Annotated in this window: 29 protein-coding genes; 11 read left to right on the plus strand and 18 right to left on the minus strand. The window is 65.2% G+C overall.

What is annotated here, in order from left to right; translation table 11 throughout:
• Positions 1–9 precede the first annotated feature (9 nt).
• From CH266_RS08430 to CH266_RS08455, 6 genes are all read right to left on the minus strand, one after another.
• Positions 10–1101, minus strand: coding sequence for a BMP family lipoprotein (locus tag CH266_RS08430; RefSeq protein WP_228139285.1), 1092 nt, complete (start codon positions 1099–1101; stop codon positions 10–12).
• Between the two features lie 77 nt (positions 1102–1178).
• On the minus strand, positions 1179–2609 hold the full coding sequence (locus CH266_RS08435) for a nucleobase:cation symporter-2 family protein (RefSeq protein ID WP_094715087.1): 1431 nt from the start codon (positions 2607–2609) through the stop codon (positions 1179–1181).
• Between the two features lie 57 nt (positions 2610–2666).
• Positions 2667–3173, minus strand: coding sequence for a YbjN domain-containing protein (locus CH266_RS08440; protein ID WP_032365194.1), 507 nt, complete (start codon positions 3171–3173; stop codon positions 2667–2669).
• The gene (gene mshA / locus CH266_RS08445) at positions 3170–4498 is read right to left on the minus strand and encodes a D-inositol-3-phosphate glycosyltransferase (RefSeq protein ID WP_032389074.1); all 1329 of its coding nucleotides are present in this window, start codon (positions 4496–4498) and stop codon (positions 3170–3172) included. Before mshA ends, CH266_RS08440 begins: the two co-directional genes overlap by 4 nt.
• Positions 4499–4565: 67 nt before the next feature.
• Entirely contained in the window at positions 4566–5414 is an 849-nt protein-coding gene (locus tag CH266_RS08450; RefSeq protein ID WP_032389042.1) for an alpha/beta fold hydrolase, read from the minus strand.
• A gap of 11 nt (positions 5415–5425) precedes the next feature.
• Entirely contained in the window at positions 5426–6727 is a 1302-nt protein-coding gene (locus tag CH266_RS08455; RefSeq protein ID WP_094715088.1) for an ROK family transcriptional regulator, read from the minus strand.
• A 336-nt stretch (positions 6728–7063) separates the two neighbouring features.
• Here CH266_RS08455 and CH266_RS08460 point away from each other — a divergent pair, with 336 nt between their 5' ends.
• A complete protein-coding gene (locus CH266_RS08460) occupies positions 7064–7819 on the plus strand; it encodes an SDR family NAD(P)-dependent oxidoreductase (protein ID WP_027498379.1) in 756 nt (251 codons plus the stop codon).
• Between the two features lie 59 nt (positions 7820–7878).
• On the opposite strand, the gene CH266_RS08465 is transcribed toward CH266_RS08460, so the two are convergent.
• The 3 genes from CH266_RS08465 to CH266_RS08475 all read right to left on the minus strand — a co-directional run bounded on the left by CH266_RS08465 (position 7879) and on the right by CH266_RS08475 (position 11868).
• Complete coding sequence (locus CH266_RS08465) at positions 7879–9117, minus strand: L,D-transpeptidase (RefSeq protein ID WP_176457039.1); 1239 nt, start codon at positions 9115–9117, stop codon at positions 7879–7881.
• 122 nt (positions 9118–9239) lie between these two features.
• Complete coding sequence (locus CH266_RS08470) at positions 9240–10790, minus strand: MBL fold metallo-hydrolase (protein ID WP_032399557.1); 1551 nt, start codon at positions 10788–10790, stop codon at positions 9240–9242.
• Between the two features lie 61 nt (positions 10791–10851).
• Entirely contained in the window at positions 10852–11868 is a 1017-nt protein-coding gene (locus tag CH266_RS08475) for a UDP-N-acetylmuramate dehydrogenase (protein ID WP_094715090.1), read from the minus strand.
• Positions 11869–11926: 58 nt separating this feature from the next.
• Between CH266_RS08475 and CH266_RS08480 the strand changes: the two genes are divergently transcribed.
• The 3 genes from CH266_RS08480 to CH266_RS08490 all read left to right on the plus strand — a co-directional run bounded on the left by CH266_RS08480 (position 11927) and on the right by CH266_RS08490 (position 13794).
• Positions 11927–12436, plus strand: a complete 510-nt coding sequence (locus CH266_RS08480) for a DUF2505 domain-containing protein (RefSeq protein ID WP_094715091.1) — start codon at positions 11927–11929, stop codon at positions 12434–12436.
• A 78-nt stretch (positions 12437–12514) separates the two neighbouring features.
• Positions 12515–13018 (plus strand): DUF2505 domain-containing protein, encoded by a 504-nt coding sequence (locus CH266_RS08485; RefSeq protein WP_032381240.1) that lies wholly within the window; start codon positions 12515–12517, stop codon positions 13016–13018.
• Positions 13019–13095: 77 nt separating this feature from the next.
• A complete protein-coding gene (locus tag CH266_RS08490) occupies positions 13096–13794 on the plus strand; it encodes a methylase (RefSeq protein WP_032381239.1) in 699 nt (232 codons plus the stop codon).
• 8 nt (positions 13795–13802) lie between these two features.
• Here CH266_RS08490 and CH266_RS08495 read toward each other — a convergent pair whose 3' ends face one another.
• Positions 13803–14390, minus strand: a complete 588-nt coding sequence (locus tag CH266_RS08495; protein WP_032365186.1) for a type IV toxin-antitoxin system AbiEi family antitoxin domain-containing protein — start codon at positions 14388–14390, stop codon at positions 13803–13805.
• Between the two features lie 110 nt (positions 14391–14500).
• On the opposite strand from CH266_RS08495, the gene CH266_RS08500 reads away from it, so the two are divergent.
• Positions 14501–15247, plus strand: a complete 747-nt coding sequence (locus tag CH266_RS08500; protein ID WP_027498387.1) for an LmeA family phospholipid-binding protein — start codon at positions 14501–14503, stop codon at positions 15245–15247.
• A gap of 61 nt (positions 15248–15308) precedes the next feature.
• On the opposite strand, the gene deoC is transcribed toward CH266_RS08500, so the two are convergent.
• Positions 15309–15959 (minus strand): deoxyribose-phosphate aldolase, encoded by a 651-nt coding sequence (gene deoC, locus CH266_RS08505; protein ID WP_094715092.1) that lies wholly within the window; start codon positions 15957–15959, stop codon positions 15309–15311.
• Between the two features lie 58 nt (positions 15960–16017).
• Between deoC and CH266_RS08510 the strand changes: the two genes are divergently transcribed.
• Entirely contained in the window at positions 16018–16860 is an 843-nt protein-coding gene (locus CH266_RS08510) for a class I SAM-dependent methyltransferase (protein WP_094715093.1), read from the plus strand.
• Positions 16861–16873: 13 nt separating this feature from the next.
• Positions 16874–17758: a formyltetrahydrofolate deformylase gene (gene purU / locus CH266_RS08515; RefSeq protein WP_032365183.1), complete on the plus strand. Its 885-nt coding sequence runs from the start codon at positions 16874–16876 to the stop codon at positions 17756–17758.
• A gap of 10 nt (positions 17759–17768) precedes the next feature.
• Here purU and CH266_RS08520 read toward each other — a convergent pair whose 3' ends face one another.
• The 5 genes from CH266_RS08520 to CH266_RS08540 form a co-directional block, all read right to left on the minus strand.
• Positions 17769–18794 (minus strand): alpha/beta fold hydrolase, encoded by a 1026-nt coding sequence (locus CH266_RS08520; RefSeq protein ID WP_080731889.1) that lies wholly within the window; start codon positions 18792–18794, stop codon positions 17769–17771.
• A gap of 80 nt (positions 18795–18874) precedes the next feature.
• Positions 18875–19165, minus strand: coding sequence for a DUF2516 family protein (locus CH266_RS08525; RefSeq protein ID WP_027498392.1), 291 nt, complete (start codon positions 19163–19165; stop codon positions 18875–18877).
• Positions 19166–19232: 67 nt separating this feature from the next.
• A complete protein-coding gene (locus CH266_RS08530; protein WP_032373735.1) occupies positions 19233–20027 on the minus strand; it encodes a heparin-binding hemagglutinin in 795 nt (264 codons plus the stop codon).
• Positions 20020–20487, minus strand: coding sequence for a helix-turn-helix domain-containing protein (locus CH266_RS08535; RefSeq protein ID WP_027498394.1), 468 nt, complete (start codon positions 20485–20487; stop codon positions 20020–20022). The genes CH266_RS08530 and CH266_RS08535 overlap by 8 nt, the downstream gene beginning before the upstream one ends.
• A gap of 73 nt (positions 20488–20560) precedes the next feature.
• On the minus strand, positions 20561–21835 hold the full coding sequence (locus CH266_RS08540) for a DUF445 domain-containing protein (RefSeq protein ID WP_027498395.1): 1275 nt from the start codon (positions 21833–21835) through the stop codon (positions 20561–20563).
• A gap of 140 nt (positions 21836–21975) precedes the next feature.
• On the opposite strand from CH266_RS08540, the gene CH266_RS08545 reads away from it, so the two are divergent.
• Positions 21976–22653, plus strand: coding sequence for a TetR/AcrR family transcriptional regulator (locus CH266_RS08545; protein ID WP_228139367.1), 678 nt, complete (start codon positions 21976–21978; stop codon positions 22651–22653).
• On the opposite strand, the gene CH266_RS25355 is transcribed toward CH266_RS08545, so the two are convergent.
• The gene (locus tag CH266_RS25355; RefSeq protein WP_155289526.1) at positions 22650–22823 is read right to left on the minus strand and encodes a hypothetical protein; all 174 of its coding nucleotides are present in this window, start codon (positions 22821–22823) and stop codon (positions 22650–22652) included. The genes CH266_RS08545 and CH266_RS25355 overlap by 4 nt on opposite strands.
• A gap of 72 nt (positions 22824–22895) precedes the next feature.
• Between CH266_RS25355 and CH266_RS08550 the strand changes: the two genes are divergently transcribed.
• Entirely contained in the window at positions 22896–23441 is a 546-nt protein-coding gene (locus CH266_RS08550) for a type 1 glutamine amidotransferase domain-containing protein (RefSeq protein WP_176457040.1), read from the plus strand.
• Between the two features lie 16 nt (positions 23442–23457).
• Positions 23458–24447, plus strand: coding sequence for an iron-siderophore ABC transporter substrate-binding protein (locus CH266_RS08555; protein WP_094715094.1), 990 nt, complete (start codon positions 23458–23460; stop codon positions 24445–24447).
• A 70-nt stretch (positions 24448–24517) separates the two neighbouring features.
• On the opposite strand, the gene CH266_RS08560 is transcribed toward CH266_RS08555, so the two are convergent.
• The gene (locus CH266_RS08560; protein ID WP_027498399.1) at positions 24518–24979 is read right to left on the minus strand and encodes a PPOX class F420-dependent oxidoreductase; all 462 of its coding nucleotides are present in this window, start codon (positions 24977–24979) and stop codon (positions 24518–24520) included.
• A 32-nt stretch (positions 24980–25011) separates the two neighbouring features.
• Between CH266_RS08560 and CH266_RS08565 the strand changes: the two genes are divergently transcribed.
• Positions 25012–25869, plus strand: a complete 858-nt coding sequence (locus CH266_RS08565; RefSeq protein ID WP_094715095.1) for a PPK2 family polyphosphate kinase — start codon at positions 25012–25014, stop codon at positions 25867–25869.
• Positions 25870–25942: the final 73 nt, after the last annotated feature.

Here is a 25942-nt window from a genome sequence, read left to right on the forward strand (position 1 = left end):
CGACCGAGGCTACTTGGGTGCCGACGGCGATTCGACGGTGATGGACCCGTCGACGATGCCGGCCTTGATCGTGTCCAGTTCGCCCTGCAGTGCGGGGTCGACCTGGGACTCGAAGTCGTGGAACGGCGCGATGCCGACGCCGTCGTTCTCGAGGGTGCCCACGTACGGGCTGTTGTCGAACTTGTCTGCACCGGAGTTGGCCACTACCTCGTCGACACTGGTCTTGAGGCCCTTGGTCACCGAGGTGAGCAGCAGGTCGCCGACCGACGGGTCCGACTCGAAGACGTCGGCGTCCGCACCGATCAGCGCGACCGGACGAGAGGAGTCCCGAATGGCCTGCGCCGCACTCTGATAGATGGGTCCACCGACCGGGAAGATGACGTCGGCGTTCTGGTCGATCAGGCCCTGGGCGGTGTTCTTGGCGACCTCGTTGGCGGTGAATCCACCGGTGAACGAGCCGTTCTGCGAGGGCACGTCCCAGCCGATGACGCGGACTGCCTTGCCCTTCTGCTCGTTGAAGTAGTTCACACCGTCGGCGAAACCGTCCATGAAGATGGTGACGGTCGGCAGCTGCGAGCCGCCGAAGGTGCCGACGACTCCGGTCTTGCTGTAGCTGGCGGCGGCGTAACCGGCCAGGAATGCCGACTGCGACGCGTCGTAGGTCAGCGGCTTGACGTTCGGCAGATCGATCGAGGAGTCGTCGATGATCGCGAAATCGATGTCGGTGTTGGCCTCGGCCGCGACCTTGGTGGCGTCGGCCAGGTCGAATCCGACGGTGACGATCAGGTTGCAGCCCTGATCGACGAGGTTGTTGATGTTGGGGGCGTAGTCGGTGGGCGACGTGGACTCAACGGTGCGCGGCTCGACGCCGAGCTCGCCTGCAGCCTCGGTGAGTCCCTCGAATCCGAGCTGGTTGAACGACTTGTCGTCGAATCCGCCACTGTCGGAGACCATGCAGGGCAGGAAGTCACTCGAGCCGCCCCCGCCGGATCCTTCGTTCTCGGGTGCGGATCCACAGCCTGCGATCAGGGCGATGGCACCGAGCGACGCGACGCCGCCGAGTGCTGCCTTCCGCGTACTCGTGCGGGTAACGAATGACAAGATGTCCTCCAATATCGATGTGTGTTTCGTCTGTTTCGGGACGGTACTCGCGCGAACCTGGGTGCGCAGGATTTCACTCAGGTATCGGTGTCGGGCGCGACCTTGCCGGTCAAGGTTCCGCCTTTGCCGAGTACCCGTGCTTCGTCCTCGCGCACCATCACTGCCGGGCCCGCGGCGACCACCGATGGATTCGACGGCGTACCGGGCTTGAATACGTTGAAGAATACGTTGAGCACCACTGCGACAATGCTTGCGGCACTGATTCCGGAATGGAACACCGTGACGAACCAGTCCGGGAACTCGTCCCAGAAGTCGCTCGCAACAACAGGAATGAGACCGAAAGCCAAGGTCACCGCCACGATGACGACGTTGGCGTTGTTGTCGTAGTTCACCTTGCCGAGGGTGCGGATTCCACTGGCGGCGACGGTTCCGAACAAGGCGATTCCGGCGCCGCCGAGCACGGGCAACGGAACGACGCCGACGACCGCCGCGAGAACCGGCGAAAGACCCAGCAGCGCAAGCACGCCGCCGCCCAGGGCGACGACGAAACGGCTCTTGATGCCGGTCATCGCAACCAGTCCCACGTTCTGTGCGAACGCCGTCGCCGGGAACGTGTTGAAGATGGGGGCGACGGCCGAGGAGACCATGTCTGCGCGCAAACCGTCGCCGACACGTCGGGAGTCGACGTCGGTTCCGACGACCTCCCCCACGGCCAGGATGTCGGCCGTGGTCTCGACCATCACCACCAGGATCACGATCGTCATCGACACGATCGCGCCGACGGCGAAGATCGGTGAGCCGAAGGCGAACGGGGTGGGCACCGCGACCACCGCGGCGTCCCCGACGCCGCCGAAGTCCGTCTTGCCCACGATCAGTGCTGCGATCGTCCCGACGACGAGCCCGAGCAGGATGGACAGGCGCGAGAGCACCTTGATCTTGGTCATCACCAGCACCGCGAGCAGGGTGAACATCGCCAGTCCGATGTTGCCGGGGTCCAGGTACTCGGGGTTCGGCGCACCGCCCACCATCTCCTGGCCGGTGATCCAGCGTGCGGCCACCGGCATCAGCGACAGCCCGATGACGGTGATGATGCTTCCGGTCACCAGGGGTGGGAAGAAGCGGACGATCTTCGAGAAGAACGGGGCGATGGCCAAACCGATCAGCGCGGCCACCAGGACGGCCCCAAGGACCGTACGGAGCCCGGTCCTACCGTCCTCGGCGCTGCCGATGATGGTCAGCACCGTCGACACCGATGCGAACGAGATGCCTTGCACCAGCGGCAGTTGCGAGCCGAAGAAGGGCACTCCGACGGTCTGAAGCACGGTCGCGACGCCACTGACGAACAGCGCGCACGAGATGAGCAGCGCTTGATCGGCCGCGGACAAGCCCGCTGCTCCGCCCACGATGATCGGGACGGCGATGACACCGCCGAACATGGACAGAATGTGCTGCATGCCGTAGCCGAACATCTGCAGCAGCGGCGGGCGAGTGTCCTCGGGCCTGGTCATGACCTCAGGCTAGGAACCGGACGTTACCGAGGGCAATACCCAGCCGTTTCCGGCGAGTTACGGATGTTCCGGCTCGTCGCTGCTGCCACTGGCCACCAGGTGCTCGAACGCCTTCAGATTCGCGAGCGATTCACCGCGTGACACACGCCAGGCCCATTCGCGCTTGATCGACTCCGCGAAACCCAGCTCGAGCAACACGTTGAAGTCGCCGTCGGCGGCCTCGAGGGTCTGACCGAAGATGCGATCGAGTTCGTCACCGTCGACGGCGCGCAACGACATTCGGCCCACCAGGTAGATGTCACCGACCTTGTCGATCGTGTAATGCACTCCGTACAGCCGACGGTTGCGACGCAGCAGGTATTTGTAGACGCCCTCGAAGTTCTCGTCGGGCTTGCGGCAGACGAACGCCTCGATGCGCACCCCGTGGTGTCCGACGGTCAACATCGTCGTCGTCTTCAGTTTGCGTTCCCCGGGCAGTTCGACGGTGAACACCTCGCCGCGCCGCGTGTAGTCCAGTTCGCGATCCTTCAGGACCCGGTCGATCAGTTCGGCGGTTTCGCTCATGCAGTCACTGCTCCCGATCTGCGCAATTTCGACAATCCTCGGACACGTCGCGGCGAGAATTCACTCGGTGCCTCGCCTCGATCGAAGTGGAATCGGGCCTGCCGGTAGCTCTCGATCAGGCCGTCCGCGGTGTGTTCCCACGAGAAGTTTTGCGCATGGAGTGGTGCGGCAATTGCCATCTCGGACAACGCCGCTCGATCGACGAGCATCGACGCCAAGGCGTCGGCCCAGTCCGTGATGCGGTGTCCCTGCACCAGTCGCCCGGTTTCACCGGATCGCACCGCGACACCGAGCCCGCCGACATCTGCTGCGAGAACCGGTGTTCCACAGGCCTGGGCTTCGATCGCCACCAGACCGAACGATTCGTTGTAGCTCGGCACCGCCACGAGATCGGCGGCTCGGTACACCTGCGCCAGGCGCGCGGACGGCTGCGGCGGCATGAACGTCACGTGCGGGGTGATCCCGAGCGTATCGGCCAGATCGATCAGACTGTCGGGTCGGTCCAACCCGCTGCCGGACGGCCCGCCGACGATCAGGATCCGCAGCGGCATGCTCGGATGTCGTTGCAGCACTTCGGCAGCCGCAGCGACCAGAACGTCGGGGGCCTTGAGCGGTTGGATCCGCCCGACGAACGCGACGACGGCCTCGTCCTGCGAGAGTCCGAGTGCGGCACGTGCAGCCCGCTTGTCTCCCGGATTGTATTGCGCCAGATCGGCTCCCGGGGCAACCACGTCGATCGACTCCTGCCGAGCCCCGTAGATCTCGACGAGCGATTTCGCTTCCTCGGTGGTGTTGGCGATCAATCGATCGGCCTCGGCGACCACCTGCTGCTCACCGATCTGACGGGCCGCGGGCTCGGGTGCGTCGCCCTGAGCCAGGGACGCGTTCTTGACGGCGGCGAGGGTGTGCGCCGTGTGCACCAACGGCACTCCCCAGCGGTCACGTGCCAACCACCCCACCTGACCCGACAGCCAGTAGTGCGAATGAACCAGGTCGTAGTAGCCGGGCTCGTGCCGGGCTTCCTCGCGGAGCACCCCGGCCGCGAACGCACACAGTTGAGTGGGCAGGTCGTGTTTGTCCAGACCCTCGAACGGCCCCGCGACGATGTTGCGTACCAGCACCCCGGGAGCGGCCTCGACGACCGGCGCATCGCTCGACGACGTCGCGCGGGTGAATATCTCGACCTCGACGCCGCGTTCGGCCAACTGCTTGGCGCTCTGCAGTACGTAGACGTTCATTCCCCCGGCATCGCCCGTTCCGGGCTGCGCCAGCGGGGAGGTATGCAAGGACAACACAGCGACCCTGTTCAGCCGGCGTCCAGTCACTTCTTCAGCGTGCACGCCTCCACATTACGTCGCCACGTCTTCCGCTTCGCACGGCCTGCGCTTTTGCTCACCCGTCCAGACCGTCGACGAATTCGCTCACCTCGCCGAGAAAGCGCTCGGGATCGGCGACGAACGGGCCGTGGTCGACGCCGTCCCAGTACGACGCGCCGGCTCCGGGAATGAGGTCTGCGGCGTGCCGACCGGCCGAGACATCGACGACGGTGTCGTCGGTTCCGTGCAGCACGAAGGCGGGGACATCGAGGTTGCGCAGCAGCTCGTCGTGGCCGACGGTGCGATCGAACAACGCGGCGCGAACCCGCGGCCGGGTGGACAGGGTCAACCCGAACAGGGCCTGCGCCTCGGTGCCCTTTCCCTCGACGGGGCCCGTCAGCGCGTTACCGAAACTACCCAGTGCCTTGATCGCGATACGCGGTTCTTCCGCCATCGCCCCGGGGATCGCCGCCCGCATGGCCGTACCCACCCGTCCGCCTGCTTCTCCCCGGCCGATGCTCGTGATCGCGCCGACGAGCACGATGCCCGCGATCGCGTCCGAGCCGTGGGTCGCGAGATAATCGCAGATCACCAGCCCGCCGTACGACCACCCCAGCAGCACTGCGCCTGCGGTGATGTTCTCGGCGTCCAGTACCGCGGCCACGTCCCCGGCCCAGATCTTCGAGTCGTCGTATCCGGCCTCGGGGGCATCGGAGTAACCATGGCCACGCAGGTCGACGGCAACGACGCGGTAGCGCGAGGACAGATCGGCCAGCAGCCCGTCGCCCCAACACGCCGAACTCTGCGCCCACCCGTGCAGCAGAACCAGCGGTCTCGCCGCCGGGTCACCGGTGACGCGGTAGACGATGTTCGTTCCGTCGATGCCGGTGGCCTGCCGAACCGGTCCTGCTGCAGGGGTGCTCATGTGGGGTCAACTTACGCGGCTGCTCGGCGCATCGAGGCCAGTGGATCCGAGTACAGGGAACTGAGCGAAACCACCGTTGCGGCGAATTCCTGCACCCGGTCGCCGAATCCGGTGACCCGAATGTCCCTGCGCGGCAACGTCGAATTGGCGGCGAATGCCTCCCCTACGTGCGGAATCCCGGCGGGGTACGCCGTGAACGCCTGGCCACCGAGTACCACTCGATCCGGATTGAACATGTCGCGTAACAGGGCGACCGTCCGGCCCAACGTGACGGCCCGTTCGACGAGCAAGTCCCTGGCCGCCTCCGAGCCGTCGGTCGCGGCTCGGTACACGGCGGAGATAGTCGGCCGGGCTCCGCGGGCTACGCTCGCGAAAATTTTGCGGTCGATCGCCGCGGTCACGATCGCGCGATCGCTGACGGCCGCTTCGAGGCAGCCCCGGTTGCCGCAGCTGCACAGCACCGACGAGCCGGTGGGCAGGTGAGCGATCGACCCGGGTCCGCTGGACGGAGTGTGCACGCGGCCGTCGATCGTCAGCGCCATACCCGCGCTTTCGCGTGCATAGAAGTAGAGCGAGGTGCCGGTGCTGCTCGGCGGAGCAGCGACGTCCGATACGCGGGGCGCGAGCAGAAGTTCCGACGCCGCCATCGCTTCGACGTGGCCGGAAACAGAGATCGGTAGCCCCAGCCCACCGCCGATGACACCCGCCACCTGGGCGTTCTCCCAGCCCAGACGCGGATGATCGACGGTGCCGGTCGTCGTGTCGACACGGCCGCCGAGGGCAACCCCCACCCACAGTGGGGTGCGCCGATGCCATCTGCCGGCGAAGGCCCCGGCGCTGCGGGTGATCGAAGCGAGCGCCGCATCGGCGGACCCGCTCGGCGTGGGAATCTCCACAGCCCCCAGGATCTTTCCGCGCGGGTCACTGACGATGATTCCGGTGACGACGGCACCGATATGAATCCCGATGGTCGAGAACGGCTCGTGATTGACCTCGAACGGCACGCGGGGTCGTCCGATCGCACCGGCGGCCGTGAGGTCTGCGCGCTCGCGCAGCAATCCGACGCCGAGCAGAGCAGACACCTGACGATTGACCGTGGCAATGCTCAAACCCGTTGTGCGTGCGGCACTGTCACGCGAGATCGGGCCCTCGACGCATGCGACCCGCAGTACCGACGCCGCGGGACTGTCGGCAATCCGAAGATCGGGCGCGACGAGCTGGACCCGCGATCGCAGCGGGGCGTGGGAGGTGGACCGCGCCGGCGAGCGCAGCGCGGTGGGGCGAGAGTGGTGGTGCAGCGTGGATACGGACATCCGTCGTGTTCCTCAGCAGTGGAAAACTCTCGTCTCGTGAAAAGCAACGTCGACGAAAGAGCGAAGTGGTGCAGGTCAAGGGGTGAGGCAGACCGGGGAGGTCCACGTCACGCGAATCGACTGCCCGTAGCGCGAGAAGGCTAGAGACAGGTTCCTTGGCCGAGACAACACAATTCCCGAGGAAGCGGGAGGCGAGACCCGAGGGACGCGGTCACATAGGTGACCCGCATCGCGGTGGTCTCGCTGGCGGACATGAAACCAAAATTAGCACTCGAAGCCCGATTGTCCAATCGGGCCCGTCCGGATGCGCTGTTTCTCCCGAACTAGAATTTCTCCATGACCTCGCCCGAACACATCGCACCCGATACCCGCATCGCCGTCGTCACCGGAGCGAGTTCCGGCATCGGCGCGGCCACTGCGCGCCAACTCGCCGCCGACGGGTTCCACGTCGTCATCGGCGCACGCAGGCTCGACCGACTCGAAGAACTGGCCTCGGAGATCGGCGGCACCGCCCTGGAACTCGATGTGACGGACGAGGATTCGGTGGCCGCCTTCACCGCCGTCATCCCCCGCGTCGACGTCCTGATCAACAATGCCGGTGGCGCAAAGGGATTGGCCCCGGTGATCGACGCCGACCTCGACGACTGGCGCTGGATGTGGGAGACCAACGTTCTCGGCACACTGCGCGTCACGAAAGCGTTGCTGCCCAAGCTGATCGATTCCGGCGACGGCCTGATCGTCACCATCACCTCCGTCGCGGCATTCGAGGCGTACGACAACGGCTCGGGTTACACCTCCGCCAAACATGCTCAGGCCGTACTGCATCGGACGCTGCGCGGCGAGCTGCTCGGCAAACCGGTGCGGTTGACCGAGGTTGCACCGGGTGCCGTGGAAACCGAATTCTCACTCGTCCGCTTCGACGGTGACGCGGCCAAGGCCGACGCGGTCTACCAGGGCATCACGCCGTTGGTCGCAAGCGACATCGCCGAGGTGATTGGCTTCGTCGCCTCCCGCCCGTCGCACGTCAATCTCGACCAGATCATCATCAAGCCACGCGATCAGGCCGGTCCGGGGCGCTTCTCCCGTAAGTAACCCATGTGAGTGGAACTTCGTAGTGGGCTACGAGGTTCCACTCACATGCGCGCAGCGCTCTACCCCGCGGGCGCAGGTGCCGTTGTCGTCGCGGGTGCCGTTGTCGCAGGCGTCGTCGTCGCTGGCGCCCCGCCGGCAGGGAGCGCCGACATCGACTCCCACGTCGGCCAGTCGATGGCCCAGTCGTACAGGTCACCGTCCGCTGCGGAGAGGTCGATGCGGGTGCCGGTGACCTCCACCGGATCGCCGTACATCGCCGTGCCGAAGTACTGCTGCGCGTCCTCCGTCGAGAGGTTGATACATCCGTTCGTGACGTTCGATGCGCCCTGCACGCCGGTGGTCAGCGGGTTGGCGTGAATGAACTCGCCATTGTTGGAGATGCGCACCGCCCAGCGTTCGCGCACGTTCTCGTAGAACGGCGGGTTCGACATCAGGAAGTCCTCGTGCTTCTCGGTGACGACGTGGATGCCGCTGCGGGTGACGTTGCGATCCTCGTTGCCCTCGCCGTAGCTGACGGGAATGTCCATGATCGTCGCGCCGTCACGCACCACCTGCATGCGGTGGCTGGTGGCGTCGGCGACGACGACCTGGCTGCGTCCGATACTGAAGTTCAGGGTGACGTCGTCGGCCCCGTAGGCACCGTCGCCGTAGTTCACGCCGTAGAGCTTGGCGTTCACCGAGACCGTCGTGCCGGGCGTCCAGTAGTTGGTGGGACGCCAGTGGATGCGCGAGCCGTTGTCGTCGGGGAACCACGCCCAGGCACCGGGCGTCGGCGGATTGGTGGTGACGGTCAGCGCCTTCTCGACGGCTGCCTTGTCCTCGATCGCCGAGTCGAACTGCAGGATGATCGGCGCTGCAATGCCGACTTCCTGGCCGTCGCCGATGTTGGTGCTCACCGAGGTGCGGCTGTCCGGTTCGACGGTGGTGAAGCTGCCCTCGATCGGCACGGTCTTGTTGTCCGCGCCGACGGCGGAACCGGACCACGTGTATTTCACCCCGTACCCGAGTGGCTCGGTGACGGCGTAGGACGCCTTGTCGGGTGCCAGCGCACCCTGAACGATCTTGCCGCCCGGGTTCGTCAACTCGACCTGGGTGAGCGTTCCGTTCGTCACCGACACCGAGATCGGTGCCACCGGGCTGACGTCGGTGGCACCTTCGGCCGGGTTCTGCGTGATCTGCGCGACGGGCGCTGCCTCGGTCGTCGGTGCCGAAGCACCGGGGCTCTTGTCGCCCGATCCGACGGTGCAGCCGGCTACTAACGCAACCAGTGCGACAAGCACGGTGACCAACCACACCATGCGCGTCCGTTTTGTCTGTTCTACCTGCTCATGCACGTTGTCCAACGTACCTGCGTCTGCGAACTACCCCACATTTCCCACTGTTTTTGGGGGCAGTCTCACAGCGAACCGTCGACGACGAGTCAGAGCTTCTGCGAGCGCAGCTCGTGTCCCTTCGACGTCAGGCACCGGCCCGAGTCCAGGTTCCAGTCCCAGCCGTGCAGGTTGCAGGTGAGCTTGTTGCCCTCGACGATGCCGAACTTCGTCAGGTCCGCCTTCAGGTGCGGGCAGCGACGTTGAATTTCGTAGCCGCCCATTGTGATGGTGGCCGTGTCGTCGTGCGCCTCTGAGAACCAGCCGTCGGCGTAGGCGATGCGTTCGTCGGTGAGGCACTTGAAGAACGTGTACAGGAACTCGTTGTACCCGCCGACGCGTCGGGCCCGGAACCGCGTGGACAGGAAGATCGAGTTGACCCAGTCCGGCTCTTGATCACGCACTGCGGTGCGTACCAGTTCCGGCGGGATGGTGAAGCTGTATCGGAACTTCTCGTTCGAGATCGGTTCTCGGACAATCCTTTTCGGGAAGTCCAGCACAACCGTCTCGTCACCCATCGTGATCCCGACGGGGTAGCCGATGCCATCACAGATCAGATCCGTCTGCGCCATGATCGGCTCGAAGAGTCCGCGCAGCGGCTCGAGCAGCGGCTCTCCCTCGGCCGGTGCCCAGCCTGCCTTCTCGGCCGCGATGACCGACGCCTGACGCTGGGCGTAGGCCTCGATGTAGTCGGCTTTGCCGGTGGTGAAGATGGCTTCGGCGTCGGCCGTGGGGATGGGATGCTCGTGGGACTTCAGATCCGAACCCTCGAACGTGGCCGTCGTGCCCGGAATCATCAGCAGACCCTTGTCGTGACCGTGCAGGCGCATCTGCTCGAGAAACACCATCTGGTCCGGGAACACGTTGGCCGGGTCGCCGTAGACGTCGTTGAGCGAGCGCAGTTCGTCGTCGAGGAAACACGGCGGGCCCGCCGACGGAATGACCCACGTGGAGCCGACCTGCTCGATGTACTGACGCGCACGATCCATCTGTCGCTGACGCTTCTGGATACCGAAGTTTCGCTTCGCACGCGAGACCATGTCGTAGACCATCGGGTACCAGATCGCGCCCGAATACTGCAGCATGTGGACGTCGACGGGACCGAACTGCTCGGTCATCATGTCCAGGTCCACCGGCCGCGCGTCGTTCATGTTGAACGCGACGGTCTTCCCGTCGGACACCACCAGGCCGGAGTCGCCGATCGGGCCGTCGGCAGGCGCGCGAAGCGCGATGATCATGATGTCGAGATCGCCCTTGGGCCCGGTCAGCGTGTGCTTGACCGAGTCGGTGGTCTCGTAGAACTTGTGGAAGCCGAGCTTCTCCAGTTCGTGCTTGAGATCGAGCACCGGGTAGTCCGGCAGCAACACCGTCGCGTCCTTGTTGACGTGTTCGGCCAGGTTCTTCGGATCGAAGTGGTCCTTGTGCAGGTGCGAGACGTAGAGGTAATCGCAATCACCCAACTCGTCCCAGTCCAGGCCCGAGTTGTCGGGGAAAGGGAACCACGACGCGTAGAAGGACGGGTTCACCCACGGATCGCACAGGATGCTCCCCGCCTCGGTCCGAATATGGAATCCCGCGTGCCCCACGCTGGTGACCTGCACTGACTTACCTCCTACGAGCCGAACTCTCGAATCTCCATCGTATGCGCCGTTTCGAGCGTCCCTAACCCAGAGCGCAGTTGACGAGGTCACACTCGGGGGTCAGCGTGACCCCGAACTTCTCTCGCACACCGTCTCGGACGTGCGCGGCAAGAGCCATGATGTCCGACGCGGTGGCCCCACCCCGGTTGGTGATCGCGAGTACATGTTTGGTCGACAGGGCCGCGGTACCGCGGCCGAACTCGGTGCCGTAGCCCCGCGGGAATCCCGAGTTCTGAATGAGCCAGGCGGCCGGAATCTTCGTGCCGGCCGGGTCGGGAAAGCTCGGCGCGTGGGTTGCCTGCTCCGGCACCTCCGGCAACACCGGGTTGAGGAAGAACGACCCCACGCTCCACGTATCGTGATCGGCCGCGTCGAGCACCATTCCACGCTCACCGCGCAGCGCGAGCACTGCTGCGCGCACGTCCGGTACCGGAACGACGTCGCCGATCTGCACATCGAGCCGCTCCGACAACGCCGCGTAGCGCACCGGCAGCGATTCGGTGGTCTTCTTCAGCGCGAACGTCACGTCCAGAATCACGTAGCGCGACGATCGCTTGAACACCGACGACCGATGCGTTCCGAATCCGCACTGCTCGGGCGTCCACACCGAGGTCTCCTGCGTCTGCCGGTCGTAGACGGTGAGGCTGTGCAGCAATTCCGACGTCGACGCACCGTAGGCCCCGACGTTCTGAATCGGCGTCGCGCCGGTCGTTCCAGGAATCCCCGACAGCGCTTCCATACCGGACAGCCCGGCATCGATCGTCGCTTCTACGACGGCATCCCACTCGACACCGGCGTCGACGGTCACCCGCTCGCCGTCGATCTCCAACCGCGAGCCGGTCACCCGAACCACCCGGCCGTCGAACCCGTCGTCGCCGACGACCAGGTTGGATCCGCCGCCGATGACCAGCACATCCGTCCCTGCACGGTCCGCGTCACGCACCAGGGAGACCAACTCGTCAGCGTTCGTCGCGACGGTGAATTCACGGGCTGGGCCGCCCACCCGGATGGTGGTGAGTTCGGAAATTGCAGTAGGCACGGACTCTCACGCTACCGGTCGCGCACGAACGTCCTCAGTCACCCGGTAACCTGCGGGGATGCCTCGCCCTATTGAGCACAGCTCGACTGTGCCCGCCTCCGCCGACAAGGTCCACGCAGCGCTGACGTCCGAGCAGTACTGGAAGGACCGCATCGAGCAGATCGGCGGCCCCGGTGCCAGCTTGAAGAGCGTCACCGTCGGAGACGGCACCATCGACGTCGTCATGATCCAGTCGGTCCCCGAAGAAGAGCTGCCGTCCGCGGTCACCGCCTTCAAGAAGGGCGACCTCATCATCGAACGAACCGAGAGCTGGGGACAGTTCGACGGCACCCACGCCGCGGGCACTTTCGGAGCCACCGTCGAAGGAGCACCTGCGCGCATCACCGGCACCACCAGCCTCGACGGCAAGGGCGAGACGACCACCGTCGCGCTGGCCGGCACCACCGAGGTCAAGGTCCCCATCTTCGGCGGGAAGATCGAAGCGATGATCAGTGAGCAGGTCCTCGCCCTCATCGACAACGAGCAGGACTTCACCGGTAACTGGATCGCGGCGCAAGCAAGCAGCTGAGCCTGGTCGTTCCGCAGGCTCCACTCCTGGGTAACCTGGTCGCTCCGCAGGCTCCGCTCCTGGGTAACCTGGCGCACTATGGCTCGCCGAATGAACTACTCCGCCCGGTTCACCCACTCGACGCAGCAGGTCTATGCAGCGCTGTCCAGTCGCGAGCACTGGGACGCGCGCATCGAGGAGATGCGTAAGTATTCGGAGAACGAGCTGAAGAGCTTCGAGGTGTCCGACGCCGGAATCGACATCGTGATGCACCACGTCATCCCCCGTACCGAACTGCCCGACATCGCACAGACGGTGATGAAGAAAGACATGGTCATCACCCGCAACGTGCATTTCGACGCGTACGGGGAAACCACGGCGGGGCACTACGACGCGTCGATTCCGGCCGGACCCGGCTCGCTGAAGGGCACCACGTCACTGTTCCCCACCAACGGTGGCTCGACGCTGCGCACGTCCTCCGAGGCCAAGGTGTTCCTGCCGTTCATCGGCGGCAAACTCGAACAACTGATGCTCGTCAACCTCATCGACCTGTGGCGCGGCGAGGGCGAAGTGACCGCCGACTGGCTCGAGAAGAACGCCTAGCCCTGAACAAGCCTGAGGGTGTCATCACCCGCGGCACCACCGGCATCAATCGGTTGCGTCGCAGCGACCGGTGGTTGATGCACGATCCCGATGTCCGACGCGTCCTGCGCGAATCACCGGACCCCCTCGTCGTCGACCTCGGCTACGGGGCGATGCCGAACACGACTCTCGAACTCGCGGGCCGACTTCGCACCGTCAGGCCCGATCTCCGTGTCACCGGTCTCGAAATCGATCCCGCGCGGGTGGTCGAAGGAAGCGGTGGCGTCGAATTCGCCCGTGGCGGTTTCGAGTTGGCCGGACTGCGACCGAATCTGGTGCGGGCCTTCAACGTGCTGCGGCAATATCCTGAGGACGCGGTTCCCGGTGCCTGGCACCGCATTCTGTCGGGCCTGGCACCCGGCGGCCTGTTGGTCGACGGCACGTGCGACGAACTCGGTCGACGCTGCGCGTGGGTGCTGCTCGACGCCGATGGGCCGCGATCTCTGACCCTGGCCTGGGACCCGTTCGATGTCGAGATGCCGTCGGACATCGCGGAGCGGCTTCCGAAAGTGTTGATACACCGCAACATCGAGGGCGAGCTGATCCACGATGTGCTCCGCCGCGCCGACCGCGCGTGGTCGGTCTCGGCACCATTGGCCCCGTTCGGCCCCCGACTGCGTTGGCGGGCGGCATTGAAAGTGCTTGCAGAGCAAGGACTCCCGGTCACACTCCCCCGCCGCCGCATGCGAGACAACGTGCTCACAGTGCCCTGGTCGACGGTAGCCCCGGCACCGTGAATCGGGTGCTACGTACAGGCGGACAGTGCCAGTTCGACGCGTTCGGCCACTCGATCGGTGCTGCTGCCGGCCTCGGAGTACAGCGCCTGCGGGTCGACGCGACCGATAGCCACGGCGTCGCCCACCACCTCGTCGAGGGTGATCTGCGAGATACCGCCTGCGGCGAGGTCGAGGACCGTGCGTACGGGAGTGGTGATGTTGAACGTGCCGGCCGATTCGACGTCACGCGGCTCGAGCCGCAGTCGGTGCACTGCCAGGCGAGTGTCGGTGAGTCGTAGGTCGCCGAACGCGCAGAGATGTACGAACTGCGGGTGCAGGTGTCCGAAACCGTGCAATTCGGCGGCGCTCTGGTGTGAGATCACCGCCTCGCCGCCGAACCACGCGCACCACATAGCGAACACTTCGAGTTCGCTGTGCGGCCACTGCCCGAGCCGAAACAGGTTGCGCTCGACGCGAGTCCACGTGGCCGTCGCCAGGTTGACGCGCACCATCGCAGAGTCGAAGCCGAGTTCACCGGCCTGTTCGGCGGTGAAGTAGCCGTCCTGCCGGGTAGCGAGCGAGTGCAGCTCCTGCACACTCGGTCCTATCGTGCTCATGCAGCAAGAGTACGTCAGAATGTGTTACACATCACAAACTTTCGAATCGAATCCCCGGACTCGGCGAGTTTCACAGAGCTTGCTCAGAAACTTCGGGAAGACTGCCGGGAATGACATCCTCAGCCAGGCGCAGCACAGTACCGCTGATCGCAGTCTCCGTTGTTGTCGTCCTCCTCGTCGCCGTCATCGGCGGAGAACTGTTCGTTCGGCAGCAGATCAAATCCTGCCTCGCCGGCCAGCTCGAGTCCGAGCTGGGCAGCCAGGTGGAGGTGGGTCTCGGCTTCAAGCCGGTCTTGCTGTCCTTGGTCGACAAGAAGGTCTCGTCGGTGACCGTCGACAGCGACGATGCTCGATTCGGCCCGGCCGAGGGCATGGTCGTGCACGCCGAGGCGAACGATCTGAACCTGACCCAAAGCGCCGACTCGGGCGGCACCATCGGTAGCTCGAGTGCCGACATCTCGTGGTCGACCGACGGCATCACCCGCACCCTGCAGAGCCAGGGCATCGGTGCCATCGTCTCCGGGGTCACGTCCGACGCGTCGGCGGGCACCCTGGAGTTCGCCGTCGGCGCGCTTGCGAAGTTGACCGTCAAGCCGCAGGTCACGGGCGGCAAGGTCGACGTCCAAACCGTCGACGCATCGATTCTGGGCCTGGGAATCCCCACCGATCTGGTCGATTCCGTCGTCGGCGTGCTCACCGACAGCCTGCAGGCGTACCCGCTGGACATGGCTCCGACGTCGCTGACCGTCACCGACTCCGGCATCGAACTCGCCCTCGAAGGCGGCCAGTACACCATCCCGGCCACCCAGCAGAACCAGAATCAGCAGACGCCCGAGGGTTGCTCGCTGGTTGCGTAATCCATGTGAGTGGAACTTCGTAGCCCACTACGAAGTTCCATTCACATGCGACGCAGTCGCTCTAGTTCAACCCGTCGAGTACCGCGCGGGTACCCGATAGCCCCAACCGCGTGGCACCGGCGTCGATCATGGCCAGGGCATCGTCCGTGGTGCGGATGCCGCCGCTGGCTTTGACGCCCAAACGTCCGCCGACGGTCTCGGCCATCAGCCGCACCGCCTCGACGCTCGCGCCGCCAGCGGGATGGAATCCGGTGGATGTCTTGACGAAGTGAGCTCCGGCCTTCTCCGCGGCGCGGCACACTTCGACGATCGCCTCGTCGGACAGCGCTGCCGATTCGATGATCACCTTGAGTACCGCGTCGCCGATGCCTTCGCGAACGGTCACGATGTCGGCCAGAACGGCGTTGTAGTCCCCGGCAATGGCCGCGCCGACGTCGATCACCATGTCGACCTCGTCGGCCCCCTGCTGCACCGCCAGTCGCGCCTCGGATCCCTTGATCAACGAATGATGCTTACCCGACGGGAATCCGGCCACCACAGCGGTGAGCATTCCCTCGGCGCGAATCGGCAGCATCGACGGGGAGACGCACACGGCGAGCACTCCCAGCTCGCGGCCTTCCTCGATGAGGGCCTCCACATCGGCGGCCGTGGCCTCCGGCTTGAGCAGGGTGTGATCGACCATTCCGGCGAGGGCGGCGCGGGTGAGTGTCATGAACCCAGCTTTTCACAGCACCGCATGTCGCGGCCCTGTCGGTCTACCATTCTCGGCTATGGACGCAGCCTCGCTCGCCGACACGTTCAACGCCACCAGCAGGGAGTTCGACGCGGTGACGCCGCTGGTCTGGGGCCCGGCCGGGCAGTCGCTGACGTTCGCTCTCGGGCTGCGATCCGGCGACGCCGTACTGGACGTGTGTTCCGGCACGGGGGCGTCCGCGCTCCCCGCCGCGGCAGCCGTCGGCCCGGACGGCCTGGTCCATGCCGTCGACCTCGCCGACGACCTGCTGGAGGTGGGCCGGGTGAACGCCACCGAGCGCGCCCTGCGCAACATCGACTTCGTCGTCGCCGACGCCACGGCCTGGGAACCGCCGTCGACCGTTCCCGACGCCGGATACGACGCCCTGACGTGTTCGTACGGCATCTTCTTCCTGCCGAATCCCGAGCTGGACTTCTCGCGTCTGGTGTCGCTGGTCCGGCCTGGTGGCGGCGTCGGGGTGACGGTGTGGCGTCAGGGCGCAATCGAGGCGTTCTCCCGTGCGTACTTCGAGGTGATCGCAGCACATTCACCGTCCACCGAGCAGGTGGGCCGCCTCGCGCAGGAGGGGTACGACAAGCACCCGATCCGGCGGATGGAGACGGCCGATCTGCTCGGTGAGTGGCTTGCGGCGGCCGGTACGACGGACGTCCGGGTGGCCGAGCTGAGCAATCATGTACCCGCCACGGAGTCGTTCGTGTGGAGCTTCGTGTTGGGCAGTGCTCTGCGCGGTGCCCTCACCCCGTTCGACGAGGCAGCCGTCGGGCGGATTCGAGCGGACTTGTTCGCGTCGCTGACCGAGCGCGGCATCGATTCGATCGATCTCGGGACACTGGTGGCAACCGGGTTGCGAGCGCCCTGAGAGAATTGCCCTCATGAGTTCTTCCGTGTCCGAGGATCGCCGCTACGTTCTGTCCCTCGGTTGCCCAGACAAGACGGGCATCGTCGCCCGTATCTCCACGTTTCTCGCCGAGGTCGGCGGCTGGATCGTCGAGGCCGCCTATCACGCCGATCCCGATACCGGTTGGTTCTTCACGCGTCAGGCCGTGCGGGCCTCGTCGGTGAGCATGAGTGTCGAGGATCTGCGTGCCCGCTTCGCCGAGGTGGCTGCCGAGCTCGGCCCGGAAACCGAATGGGCACTGCATGATTCGGGCGCACCCAAGCGAGTCGTACTGCTGGTGAGCAAGGAAGCGCATTGCTTGCACGATCTCCTGGGCCGCGCGGCCGGCGGGGAGCTACCCGCTCAGATCTCGGCGGTGATCGGCAACCACAGGTCGCTCGAGCCCGTCGCTGCGGCGCACGGAACACCCTTCCATCACGTCGAGTTCGCGAAGGACCCGTCCGAGCGCGGACCGGCCTTCGAGGAAGTTCGGTCGCTCGTCGACTCCTACGACCCGCACGCGGTCGTGTTGGCGCGTTTCATGCAGGTGTTGCCCGAGTCGCTGTGCGAGCACTGGGCCGGTCGCGCCATCAACATCCACCACAGCTTCCTGCCGTCGTTCGTCGGTGCTCGGCCGTACCACCAGGCGTTCGCCCGTGGCGTCAAGCTCATCGGCGCGACGTGCCATTACGTGACGGCCGAGCTCGACGCAGGTCCGATCATCGAGCAGGACGTCATCCGCGTCGACCACTCCGACGAGGTGACCGACATGGTGCGTCAGGGGCGCGACATCGAGAAGCTGGTGCTCTCCCGCGGCCTGCGCTGGCACCTCGAGGATCGCGTCCTGGTGCACGGACGCAAGACCGTGGTGTTCAGCTAGACCGTTCGGGTCACAGGTTCCGCAGACGAACCACTTCGGCGTTGAAGTCGTCGATCGCTTCCACCGAGCTCATGTGGCCGATTCCGGGGATCACGATCAGTCGGCTCAGGTGGTCGTGGTCGTCGAGTGCTCGGGCGAGCTTGCGCGCATGCACGGGCGGGGTCAGTCGATCCGCAGATCCGACGAGCACGCTGGTGGGCACGGACATGTTCTCGAGCGCCTCGCGGATGTCGAGGTCGCTCAGCGCAGCGCCCCAGATACCCCGGGTACGCGGCGCGCACTCGAGCACGATCTTCTCGCAGAACGCTACCTCGGCGGGCGTGGCACCGGGGGCCATCGAAATGTACTTGATGGCTTGGCGGGTCACCGGGGACGGCCGTAGCGGTAGCGCGGAACTCAGCACAGCGCGTCCCACGGGGGCGGGCACCCGGGGGAAGCGCTGCGGCAACGGGATGACGGTGGTCTCTCGGACGAGGGAATCCGTCGCCGTGCTGGCGAGCAGCACGGCGCTGACCAGGCGGTCGACCTGATCGGGGTAATTTCCGGCCCACGCCATGATCGACATGCCGCCCATGCTGTGCCCCACCAGGACGGTCTTGTTGTCCTCGGTGACGGTGGCCGAGAGAACGGCCGACAGGTCGTCGGCCAGTACGTCAGGGCTCAGCGGACGCGTTCCGACGTCGCTGCGCCCGTGTCCGCGCTGGTCGTAGACGATGACGCGGTAGCGACCTGCGAGCGCATTGATCTGCGGAAACCAATAATCGGCCGAGCAGGTCCAACCGTGACTGAACAGGACGGGTTCGGCATCGGGGTCACCGTAGCTGCGCACGTGCAGGTGTGCGCCGTCGTCGGTGACGACTTCGGTGACGGTCGGCTCGGCCGTGGGATGCTGCAGCAACTCGTCCGGCTGCACGTCCGTGGTCTTGGTGAACGAATGCAGTCGACGTCGCCGAACGACGAAGGCCCCGATGCTCGCGGCAGCGGCGATGCCTCCGACTCCGAGCAGCGAACGTTCGATTACCTTGCGTGAAACCACTGATATTCCCCTCTACCTGTGACCCCCGAGCGGGTGCGGTAGAGGTTACGCCCAGCGCCGAACGGGTGCTTCAAGCCCCTCTACCAGCGCGGTCCGCGCTGAATTCCGTCGATCTTGGGACGCACGTCCACCAGGTACACCGCGATCGCGACGACTCCGATGATCCAGAACATGATGACGATCGGGCCGATCAGCGTCAGCAGCAGCCCGACGGCCAGAATGCCCAGCCAGGCGTTCTTGGTCAGCTTGCCGGTGGCCGGAAAAGCGTCGGCACGTTGGCGTAGCGCGTGGAAGATTGCGTACGCAGCCCCTGCAATCGAGATGATTTGCAGGATCAGGAAGATCGTCTGGGAGAAGCTGCTCGCAATCACGTCGCCCAGTGTACGAGAAACGACCCCTGCACCGTGCGGTGCAGGGGTCGTTTTCTTTACGAGTGCTTTAGCTGGTGGTCTTCTTGGCCGGAGCCTTCTTGGCAGCCGGTGCCGGTGCGGTCTTCTTGGCGGCCGGTGCCGGTGCCGTCTTCTTGGCCGGTGCCGGAGCAGCCTTCTTGATGGGTGCGTCGGCGGTGCCGCGGGTCTTGGATTCGACCTTGCCTGCCACGCCGCTCACCTTGTCGGACGCCTCGACGGCCTTGTCCTTGGCTTCGTCGCCGGCTTCGTCGATGTTCTCGGCGAGCTCGTCGGCGGCCTCGGAGATCTCGTCGGCACCTTCACGAACCTTGTCCGACGCGATGCCGGCCAAAGCTGCGGCGCGCTCGCCGACCGCGCGGGTCTGCGATGCGACAGTTCCGAGAGCGTGCTCGGTGAGGTCGACGACGTCGTTGGCGGCGGAGTTGGCGCGTTCGAAGCCTTCTTCGACTGCCGGGGTGCGGCGGATGCGCTCGACGGTCTCTTCGCCGCGCTCGGCGAGCGAGGTGTAGAGGTCGGACGCGACCTTGAGGTACGCCTCGGCTACCTTGCGAAGCTCGTCCGGGGTGAAGCGCTCGCGGAGCTCGGCGATCTCGTCGGGCAGCTCTGCGGGCAGGTTCGTCAGGCGCTCGCGGAGCGACTCGACGCCCTCGGTGACCTCGTCGGAGAGGTCTGCGATGCGGGCGTTGACCTCGCTGGTCCGGCTCTCGGCGCGCGAGCGCACCTGTGCCACGACATCTGCGACGGCCTGGACGACTGCGTCGCCGGCACCGACAGCTGCGTAAATCGGAGTCTTGACGTTCTCGAAGTTCTTGGAATCAGACATCTGGTGTCTCCTGTTCGTCGGTTTCGGGCTCTTGCGTCGACTCGTTCTCACGACAGAACGAGTCGTAGATCTCGATCAGCACTTGCTTCTGCCGTTCGGTGATGTGCTCATCGCCGAGCAGAGCTTCGCGCACCGGACCGTGGGGACGCGCTTCCAAGATCCCGGCCCGGACGTACAGCACCTCGGAGGAGACGCGCAGACCCTTGGCTATCTGCGCAAGCACTTCTGCGGACGGATTGCGTAGTCCGCGTTCGATCTGGCTCAGATACGGGTTGCTCACTCCGGCCCTGCTCGCGAGCTGCCGCATGGATACTTGTGCGGCTTCTCGCTGAGACCGGATGTAGCTTCCGATGTCCTGGGCTGCAGTCGTGACGACTGCGGCGACAAGGTCTCCGGCCTCGGCGACCACCTGCGTCGCCTCGGTCGCTTTGGCGACCAGATCCCCCTCGTTCTCGGCCATCTCGGCCTCCTGGTTTCGGTGTCCTACTGGACGGTACCGAAGGGTGCTAACTATTGCAAGCACTCTGCTAGCACTAGTGCCCGAAGATCAGATCGGAGACGGTGTAGATCGCCAGGCCTGCGATGGAACCGACGACGGTGCCGTTGATCCGGATGAACTGGAGATCCCGTCCGACCTGCAGTTCGATCTTCCTGCTCGCTTCCTCGGCGTCCCAGCGCGCGACGGTGTCGCCGATGATCGTCGTGATCTCGTCCGCGTAGTTGGCAGCGATGTAACGGGCCCCACCCAGCAGCCATCCGTCGGCTTTTCCGCGCAGTTCGTCGTCGTCGCGCAGTCGAATGCCGAAGTTGGCCGTGTTCTCCTTGATCTTGTTGCGCAAAGTACTCGTCGGATCGTCCACCGACTCGGTGATCAGACGCTTGGCCACCTTCCACGTCGACGCGGCGAGCCCGGTGATCTCCTCGCGGCCCATGATCTGTGCCTTGAGCTTCTCGGCCTTCTCGATGGTGGCCGGATCGTTCTGCAGATCGTTGGCGTAGTCGACGAGGAACTTGTTCGCCGCCAGGCGCACCTCGTGTTCGGGATTGGAGCGGATCTTCCACGTGAACTCGACGAGTTCCTTGTAGACCTTCTCCCCCAGCAGTGTGTCGACGAACTTCGGCGACCAGTTGGGCGAGTCCCGGGCGACCACACGATCGATCATTTCCTGGCTGCCCAATGCCCACTGATGAGCCCGCTCGGCCAGCATGTCGATCAGCGGAAGCTGACGGTTCTCGCGAAGCAGCTCGTCGAGGATGCGGCCGATCGGCGGCCCCCATTGCGGATCGGCCAGTCGGCGCACGATGGTGCTGTCGATGACGGCGGTGATGTCCTCGTCGTTGAGCACGTCGACCACGCCGTGCAGCACCGTTGCCGCCTCGGCCGCCACCCGTTCCGCATTGTCGGGTTGGGCGAGCCAGGTGCCGAGCCGCAACGGCACCTGAGCCGACGCGACCTTCTCCGAGACGACCTCGGGCGCGAGGAAGTTGCTACCGACGAACGAGCTCAGGCTGGCACCGAGCTGGTCCTTCTTCTTCTTGATCAGGGCCGTGTGCGGAATCGGAATGCCCAGCGGATGCTTGAACAGGGCCGTCACTGCGAACCAGTCCGCCAGCGCGCCCACCATGCCCGCCTCCGACGCCGCTCGGACGTACCCCACCCATGCCCCGGCCCCGGTGGATTCCTGCCAGCGGCAGAAGAGATAGACGATCGAGGCGAAGACGAGGAATCCCGTCGCGACGGTTTTCATCTTGCGGAGGTCGCGACGCTTGGTCTCGTCGTCGAAGTTCATGAGCTGCACACCCGACATTGTGCCCAGAATCGCAACCGATCAACCGGGCACGGCCCCCTCCTGTGTCGTACCCGACGCATAAGGTGGGTGACGTGGTGAAAAATAGTGCGGCGGCAGCCTCGGAGGACGCCCCCGAGGCGGACGCGGACAAGCCCAAGATCGAGAAGCCGGACGGCCGCAAGCGTCGATGGCGAGAGCACAAGATCGCCCGACGCGAAGAGCTCGTCGACGGTACGTTGGCCGCGATCCGGCTGCGTGGTCGCGAGATCGGGATGGACGAGATCGCGTCGGAGATCGGTATCTCGAAGACGGTGCTCTATCGGTATTTCACCGACAAGAACGATCTGACCAGCGCGACGATGTCCCGGTACGTCGAAACCACCCTCGCGCCGCGCATCTACTCCGCGATCTCCCACGAGCTCGACGAGTACGAGCTGACCCGGGTGGTGGTGACCGCCTACGTCGAGACGGTGGCCACCGATCCCGAGGTGTACCTCTACGTGATGGCCAACAACGCCGGCAACAACCGGGACGTGGTGGCCGAGTCCGAGCGCATGATCGCCGAACTCCTCTCCACCGTGTTGGGTGAGCGGCTGCGCCAACGCGAGATGGATTCGGGCGGCTCGGTGCCGTGGGCGTTCGCCATCGTCGGCGCAGTCCAGTTGGCCACGCACTGGTGGATCTCGAACAAGTCCATGTCCGCCGATGACCTGATCGACTACCTCTGCATGATGATGTGGGGCGGCATCCACGGCGTGGCCATGGCCGACGGCTCACCGGCCAAGTTCAAGTCGCAGCCGCATCCTCTGGTGGACGACGAGCCGGGTAAGTCCTAGCGCTCGTCGTATTCGTCGTCGAGCGCAACTTCGGTGCGTTGTTCGATGACGTCCGTGGCGTCGGCCTCGACGGGGAGATCGCCCGCATCCGGCTCGTCCGGTTCGTCCGCGATCGGCAGATTCTGCTCGACGCGATCCTCGGTCGGAGATTCGATCGGTGATTCGCTCATGTGTCCATTCGTACCACTGCCGCGCACACGGTTCTCGTTTGAAACTCGATCGCGCCGGTAATCCGAACGAGCATGAGCAACGAAACATTGTCCGGACGCCGCATTGCCGTTCTCGCCACCGACGGTGTCGAGCAGGTCGAATTGGTGCAGCCTCGTGAAGCCGTCGAAAATGCTGGTGCCACAGTCACATTGGTGTCGCTCGATCACGGCGACATCCAAGCCATGAACAGCGACGTGAACGCAGGCGACACGTTCAGTGTCGACAAGATCGCGGGCGAGGTATCGGTCGACGACTTCGACGCGTTGATCCTGCCCGGCGGCACCACGAATCCCGATCAACTGCGCGTGGATGCGGACGCAGTGGAGTTCGTGCGCGCATTCGTTCAGGCGCGCAAACCGGTCGGAGTCATCTGCCACGGCGCGTGGACGTTGGCCGAAGCAGACGTACTGAAAGGCCGCACGCTGACGTCCTACCCGAGCATTCGGACCGACCTGCGCAACGCCGGTGCGACTGTCGTCGACGAGGAAGTGGTCGTGGACGGCAACCTGGTGTCAAGTCGTAACCCCGACGACCTGCCTGCCTTCTGCGCGAAGATCGTGGAGCACTTCCGCGCTTGATAGGTTAGCGTGCCCTATGCGCATTTCTCGATCTCTGGCCCTGCCTGCGGCAGCCGTGGCCCTCGCTCTGACCCTGACCGCGTGCGGATCCGGTAATTCCGACGGCGGCGACTCGGCCGACTCGGCTGCTGAAGGCACCGTCGTCACCGACATGTTCGGGGAGGTCGAGGTGCCGGCCGACCCCCAGCGAGTAGTTGCACTCGGCTGGTCCGACGCCGAAACCGCACTGGCTCTCGGCGTGCAGCCCGTCGGAGCCAGTGACTGGCTCGGCGTCGGAGGCAACGGCCTCGGCCCCTGGGTCACCGAAAAGTACGACACCGACCCGACGATCCTGGCCACCTACGACATCGACGTCGAATCGGTCGCCGCCCTGGCACCGGACCTGATCCTGTGGACCCGGAGCACCAACGACAAGGCAGTGTACGACCAGCTGTCCGACATCGCCCCCACTGTCGCGGCACCTCCGGGAACCGACGTCGCCTACGGCACCACATGGGACGGGCAGACCGAGATCGTCGCCGAGGCGCTCGGAAAAGTCGACGAAGGCAAAAAGCTGATCGACGACACCAAGACCCAATTCGCCGAGACCGTGGCTGCCAACCCGGAATTCGCCGGCAAGTCCGTCGCCGTCGGCACGCTGTACAGCGGCCAGAGCGGGGCCTACGTACGCGGCGACACTCGAGTCGACTTCCTCGAAGCACTCGGACTGTCGAACGCCCCGGCCATCCAGGGCCTCGCCCAACCCGGGAAGTTCAGCGTCGACCTCTCCGAGGAGAACATCGCGAACCTCGACGCCGACCTGACGGTCATGTTCCCCATCGGCAGCGGACCCGAGGTCATCACCGAGAACCCGCTCATCCAGGGACTCCCGTCGGCCCGCGACGGACGCCTCGTCGTGCTCGGTGACACCGACCTGTCCAACGCATTCTCGGCCGCCTCGGTCGCGGGAACCCGATATGCACTCGACAACGCAGTGCCACTGTTCGCAGCACCACTGAAGGCCTAGCTCACACCCGCCCGGGAGGGCTTGCGACACTCTTCCCGGGCGGGCTTGTCACACTCTTCCCGGGGGCTTGTCACACTCTCCCGGGCGGGAAGCCACCCGCGGCGATCGGGCCCCAGGTGTCGATCGTGATGCGGATCAACGACTTTCCCTGCTTCACCATCGCCGCGCGGTACTCGTCCCAGTCCGAGTGCTCGCCGGCGATGCTGCGGAAGTACTCCACCAGAGGCTCGACGGCGTCGGGGAGATCGATGATCTCGGCCGTCCCGTCGACCTGGACGTAGTCGCCGTTCCAGTCGTCGCTGTGCACCAACACGGTGACGGCCGGCGTGCGGCGGATGTTGTGCACCTTGGCGCGCTCGGGGTAGGTGGCGATGACGATGCGGCCTTCCGAGTCCACGCCTGCGGACACCGGGGAGACCTGCAGACCGTCGTCGCGCTTACGCGTGATCAGGGTGTGGTGGTGCCGCGGAGATACGAATTCGAGCAGTTGCTCACGCGACACAGTCTCGGCTTTTGCGATGGTAGGGGCCATGAATCCCATGGTAGAGAAGTAGTCTTCCGCCTATGGCCGACAAGTCGAAACTGTGGACGCTCTCTCCCGTCGATGTGCTGCGCGCCAGTGCCTCTCCTCGTGTGGAGGACATCGATTTCACCGCCACTCCGGGGTTCGACGGCGCGAAAGCACACGGCAACGACGTCCTCGAGCAGCGCGGTGCGGTCCTTGCGGCGCTCCAGGAAAAGCTCTATGCCCACGGGCGCGCAGGCGGCACCAAGTCGGTTCTGCTCGTGCTGCAGGGCATGGACACTGCGGGCAAGGGCGGCATGGTCAAGCACGTCATCGGGATGGTCGATCCGCAGGGCGTCGACCTCGCGTCGTTCGGGGTACCGACCCAGGAGGAGAAGCAACACCACTACCTGTGGCGCATCCGCAAAGCTCTTCCGCGCGCAGGCCGAATCGGGGTGTTCGATCGGTCCCATTATGAGGACGTTCTCGTCGTCGCGGTCCACGACCTCGTGCCACGGCAGGTGTGGGAGAAGCGATTCGACGAGATCAACGCCTTCGAGAAGGAGTTGGTCGACGGAGACACGGTCGTCGTCAAGGTGGCCTTGTTCGTCTCGGCCGACGAACAGAAGAAGCGACTGCAGGAACGGCTTGATCGACCCGAGAAGCACTGGAAGTACAACCCGGGCGACGTCACCGAGCGTGGTTTCCTGCCGCAGTACCGGACGGCGTACCAGCGGGTTCTCGATCGCACGGATACCGACCACGCACCGTGGTACGTCGTCCCGTCCGACCGCAAGTGGTATAGCAGACTGGCCGTCACGGAAATTCTCATCGACGCGCTCGAAAAGCTCGATCTCGATTGGCCCGCAGCCGATTTCGATGTCGAATACGAGAAGCAGCGACTCGCCGAGAGCTGAACCCCCGTCGAAGGCGAGAATGGTCCATCGACCCCCGTCTGGGCAGGTCAATGGACCATTCACGCGTCCAAGG

The organism is Rhodococcus sp. 06-1474-1B (assembly GCF_002258885.1).
GTDB lineage: Bacteria > Actinomycetota > Actinomycetes > Mycobacteriales > Mycobacteriaceae > Rhodococcoides > Rhodococcoides fascians.

Coding starts and splice junctions, on each gene's coding strand:
- CH266_RS08485 (WP_032381240.1), top strand. CDS start 12,515: ATGGCTCGCCGAATGAACTACTCCGCCCGGTTCACCCACTCGACGCAG.
- CH266_RS08550 (WP_176457040.1), top strand. CDS start 22,896: ATGAGCAACGAAACATTGTCCGGACGCCGCATTGCCGTTCTCGCCACC.
- CH266_RS08495 (WP_032365186.1), bottom strand. CDS start 14,390: ATGAGCACGATAGGACCGAGTGTGCAGGAGCTGCACTCGCTCGCTACC.
- CH266_RS08560 (WP_027498399.1), bottom strand. CDS start 24,979: ATGGCCCCTACCATCGCAAAAGCCGAGACTGTGTCGCGTGAGCAACTG.
- CH266_RS08510 (WP_094715093.1), top strand. CDS start 16,018: ATGGACGCAGCCTCGCTCGCCGACACGTTCAACGCCACCAGCAGGGAG.
- CH266_RS08465 (WP_176457039.1), bottom strand. CDS start 9,117: ATGGTGTGGTTGGTCACCGTGCTTGTCGCACTGGTTGCGTTAGTAGCC.
- CH266_RS08490 (WP_032381239.1), top strand. CDS start 13,096: ATGCACGATCCCGATGTCCGACGCGTCCTGCGCGAATCACCGGACCCC.
- CH266_RS08450 (WP_032389042.1), bottom strand. CDS start 5,414: ATGAGCACCCCTGCAGCAGGACCGGTTCGGCAGGCCACCGGCATCGAC.
- CH266_RS08435 (WP_094715087.1), bottom strand. CDS start 2,609: ATGACCAGGCCCGAGGACACTCGCCCGCCGCTGCTGCAGATGTTCGGC.
- CH266_RS08460 (WP_027498379.1), top strand. CDS start 7,064: ATGACCTCGCCCGAACACATCGCACCCGATACCCGCATCGCCGTCGTC.
- CH266_RS25355 (WP_155289526.1), bottom strand. CDS start 22,823: ATGAGCGAATCACCGATCGAATCTCCGACCGAGGATCGCGTCGAGCAG.
- CH266_RS08535 (WP_027498394.1), bottom strand. CDS start 20,487: ATGGCCGAGAACGAGGGGGATCTGGTCGCCAAAGCGACCGAGGCGACG.
- CH266_RS08455 (WP_094715088.1), bottom strand. CDS start 6,727: ATGTCCGTATCCACGCTGCACCACCACTCTCGCCCCACCGCGCTGCGC.
- deoC (WP_094715092.1), bottom strand. CDS start 15,959: ATGACACTCACCCGCGCCGCCCTCGCCGGAATGGTCGATCACACCCTG.
- CH266_RS08565 (WP_094715095.1), top strand. CDS start 25,012: ATGGCCGACAAGTCGAAACTGTGGACGCTCTCTCCCGTCGATGTGCTG.
- CH266_RS08500 (WP_027498387.1), top strand. CDS start 14,501: ATGACATCCTCAGCCAGGCGCAGCACAGTACCGCTGATCGCAGTCTCC.
- purU (WP_032365183.1), top strand. CDS start 16,874: ATGAGTTCTTCCGTGTCCGAGGATCGCCGCTACGTTCTGTCCCTCGGT.
- CH266_RS08440 (WP_032365194.1), bottom strand. CDS start 3,173: ATGAGCGAAACCGCCGAACTGATCGACCGGGTCCTGAAGGATCGCGAA.
- CH266_RS08480 (WP_094715091.1), top strand. CDS start 11,927: ATGCCTCGCCCTATTGAGCACAGCTCGACTGTGCCCGCCTCCGCCGAC.
- CH266_RS08530 (WP_032373735.1), bottom strand. CDS start 20,027: ATGTCTGATTCCAAGAACTTCGAGAACGTCAAGACTCCGATTTACGCA.
- CH266_RS08555 (WP_094715094.1), top strand. CDS start 23,458: ATGCGCATTTCTCGATCTCTGGCCCTGCCTGCGGCAGCCGTGGCCCTC.
- CH266_RS08540 (WP_027498395.1), bottom strand. CDS start 21,835: ATGTCGGGTGTGCAGCTCATGAACTTCGACGACGAGACCAAGCGTCGC.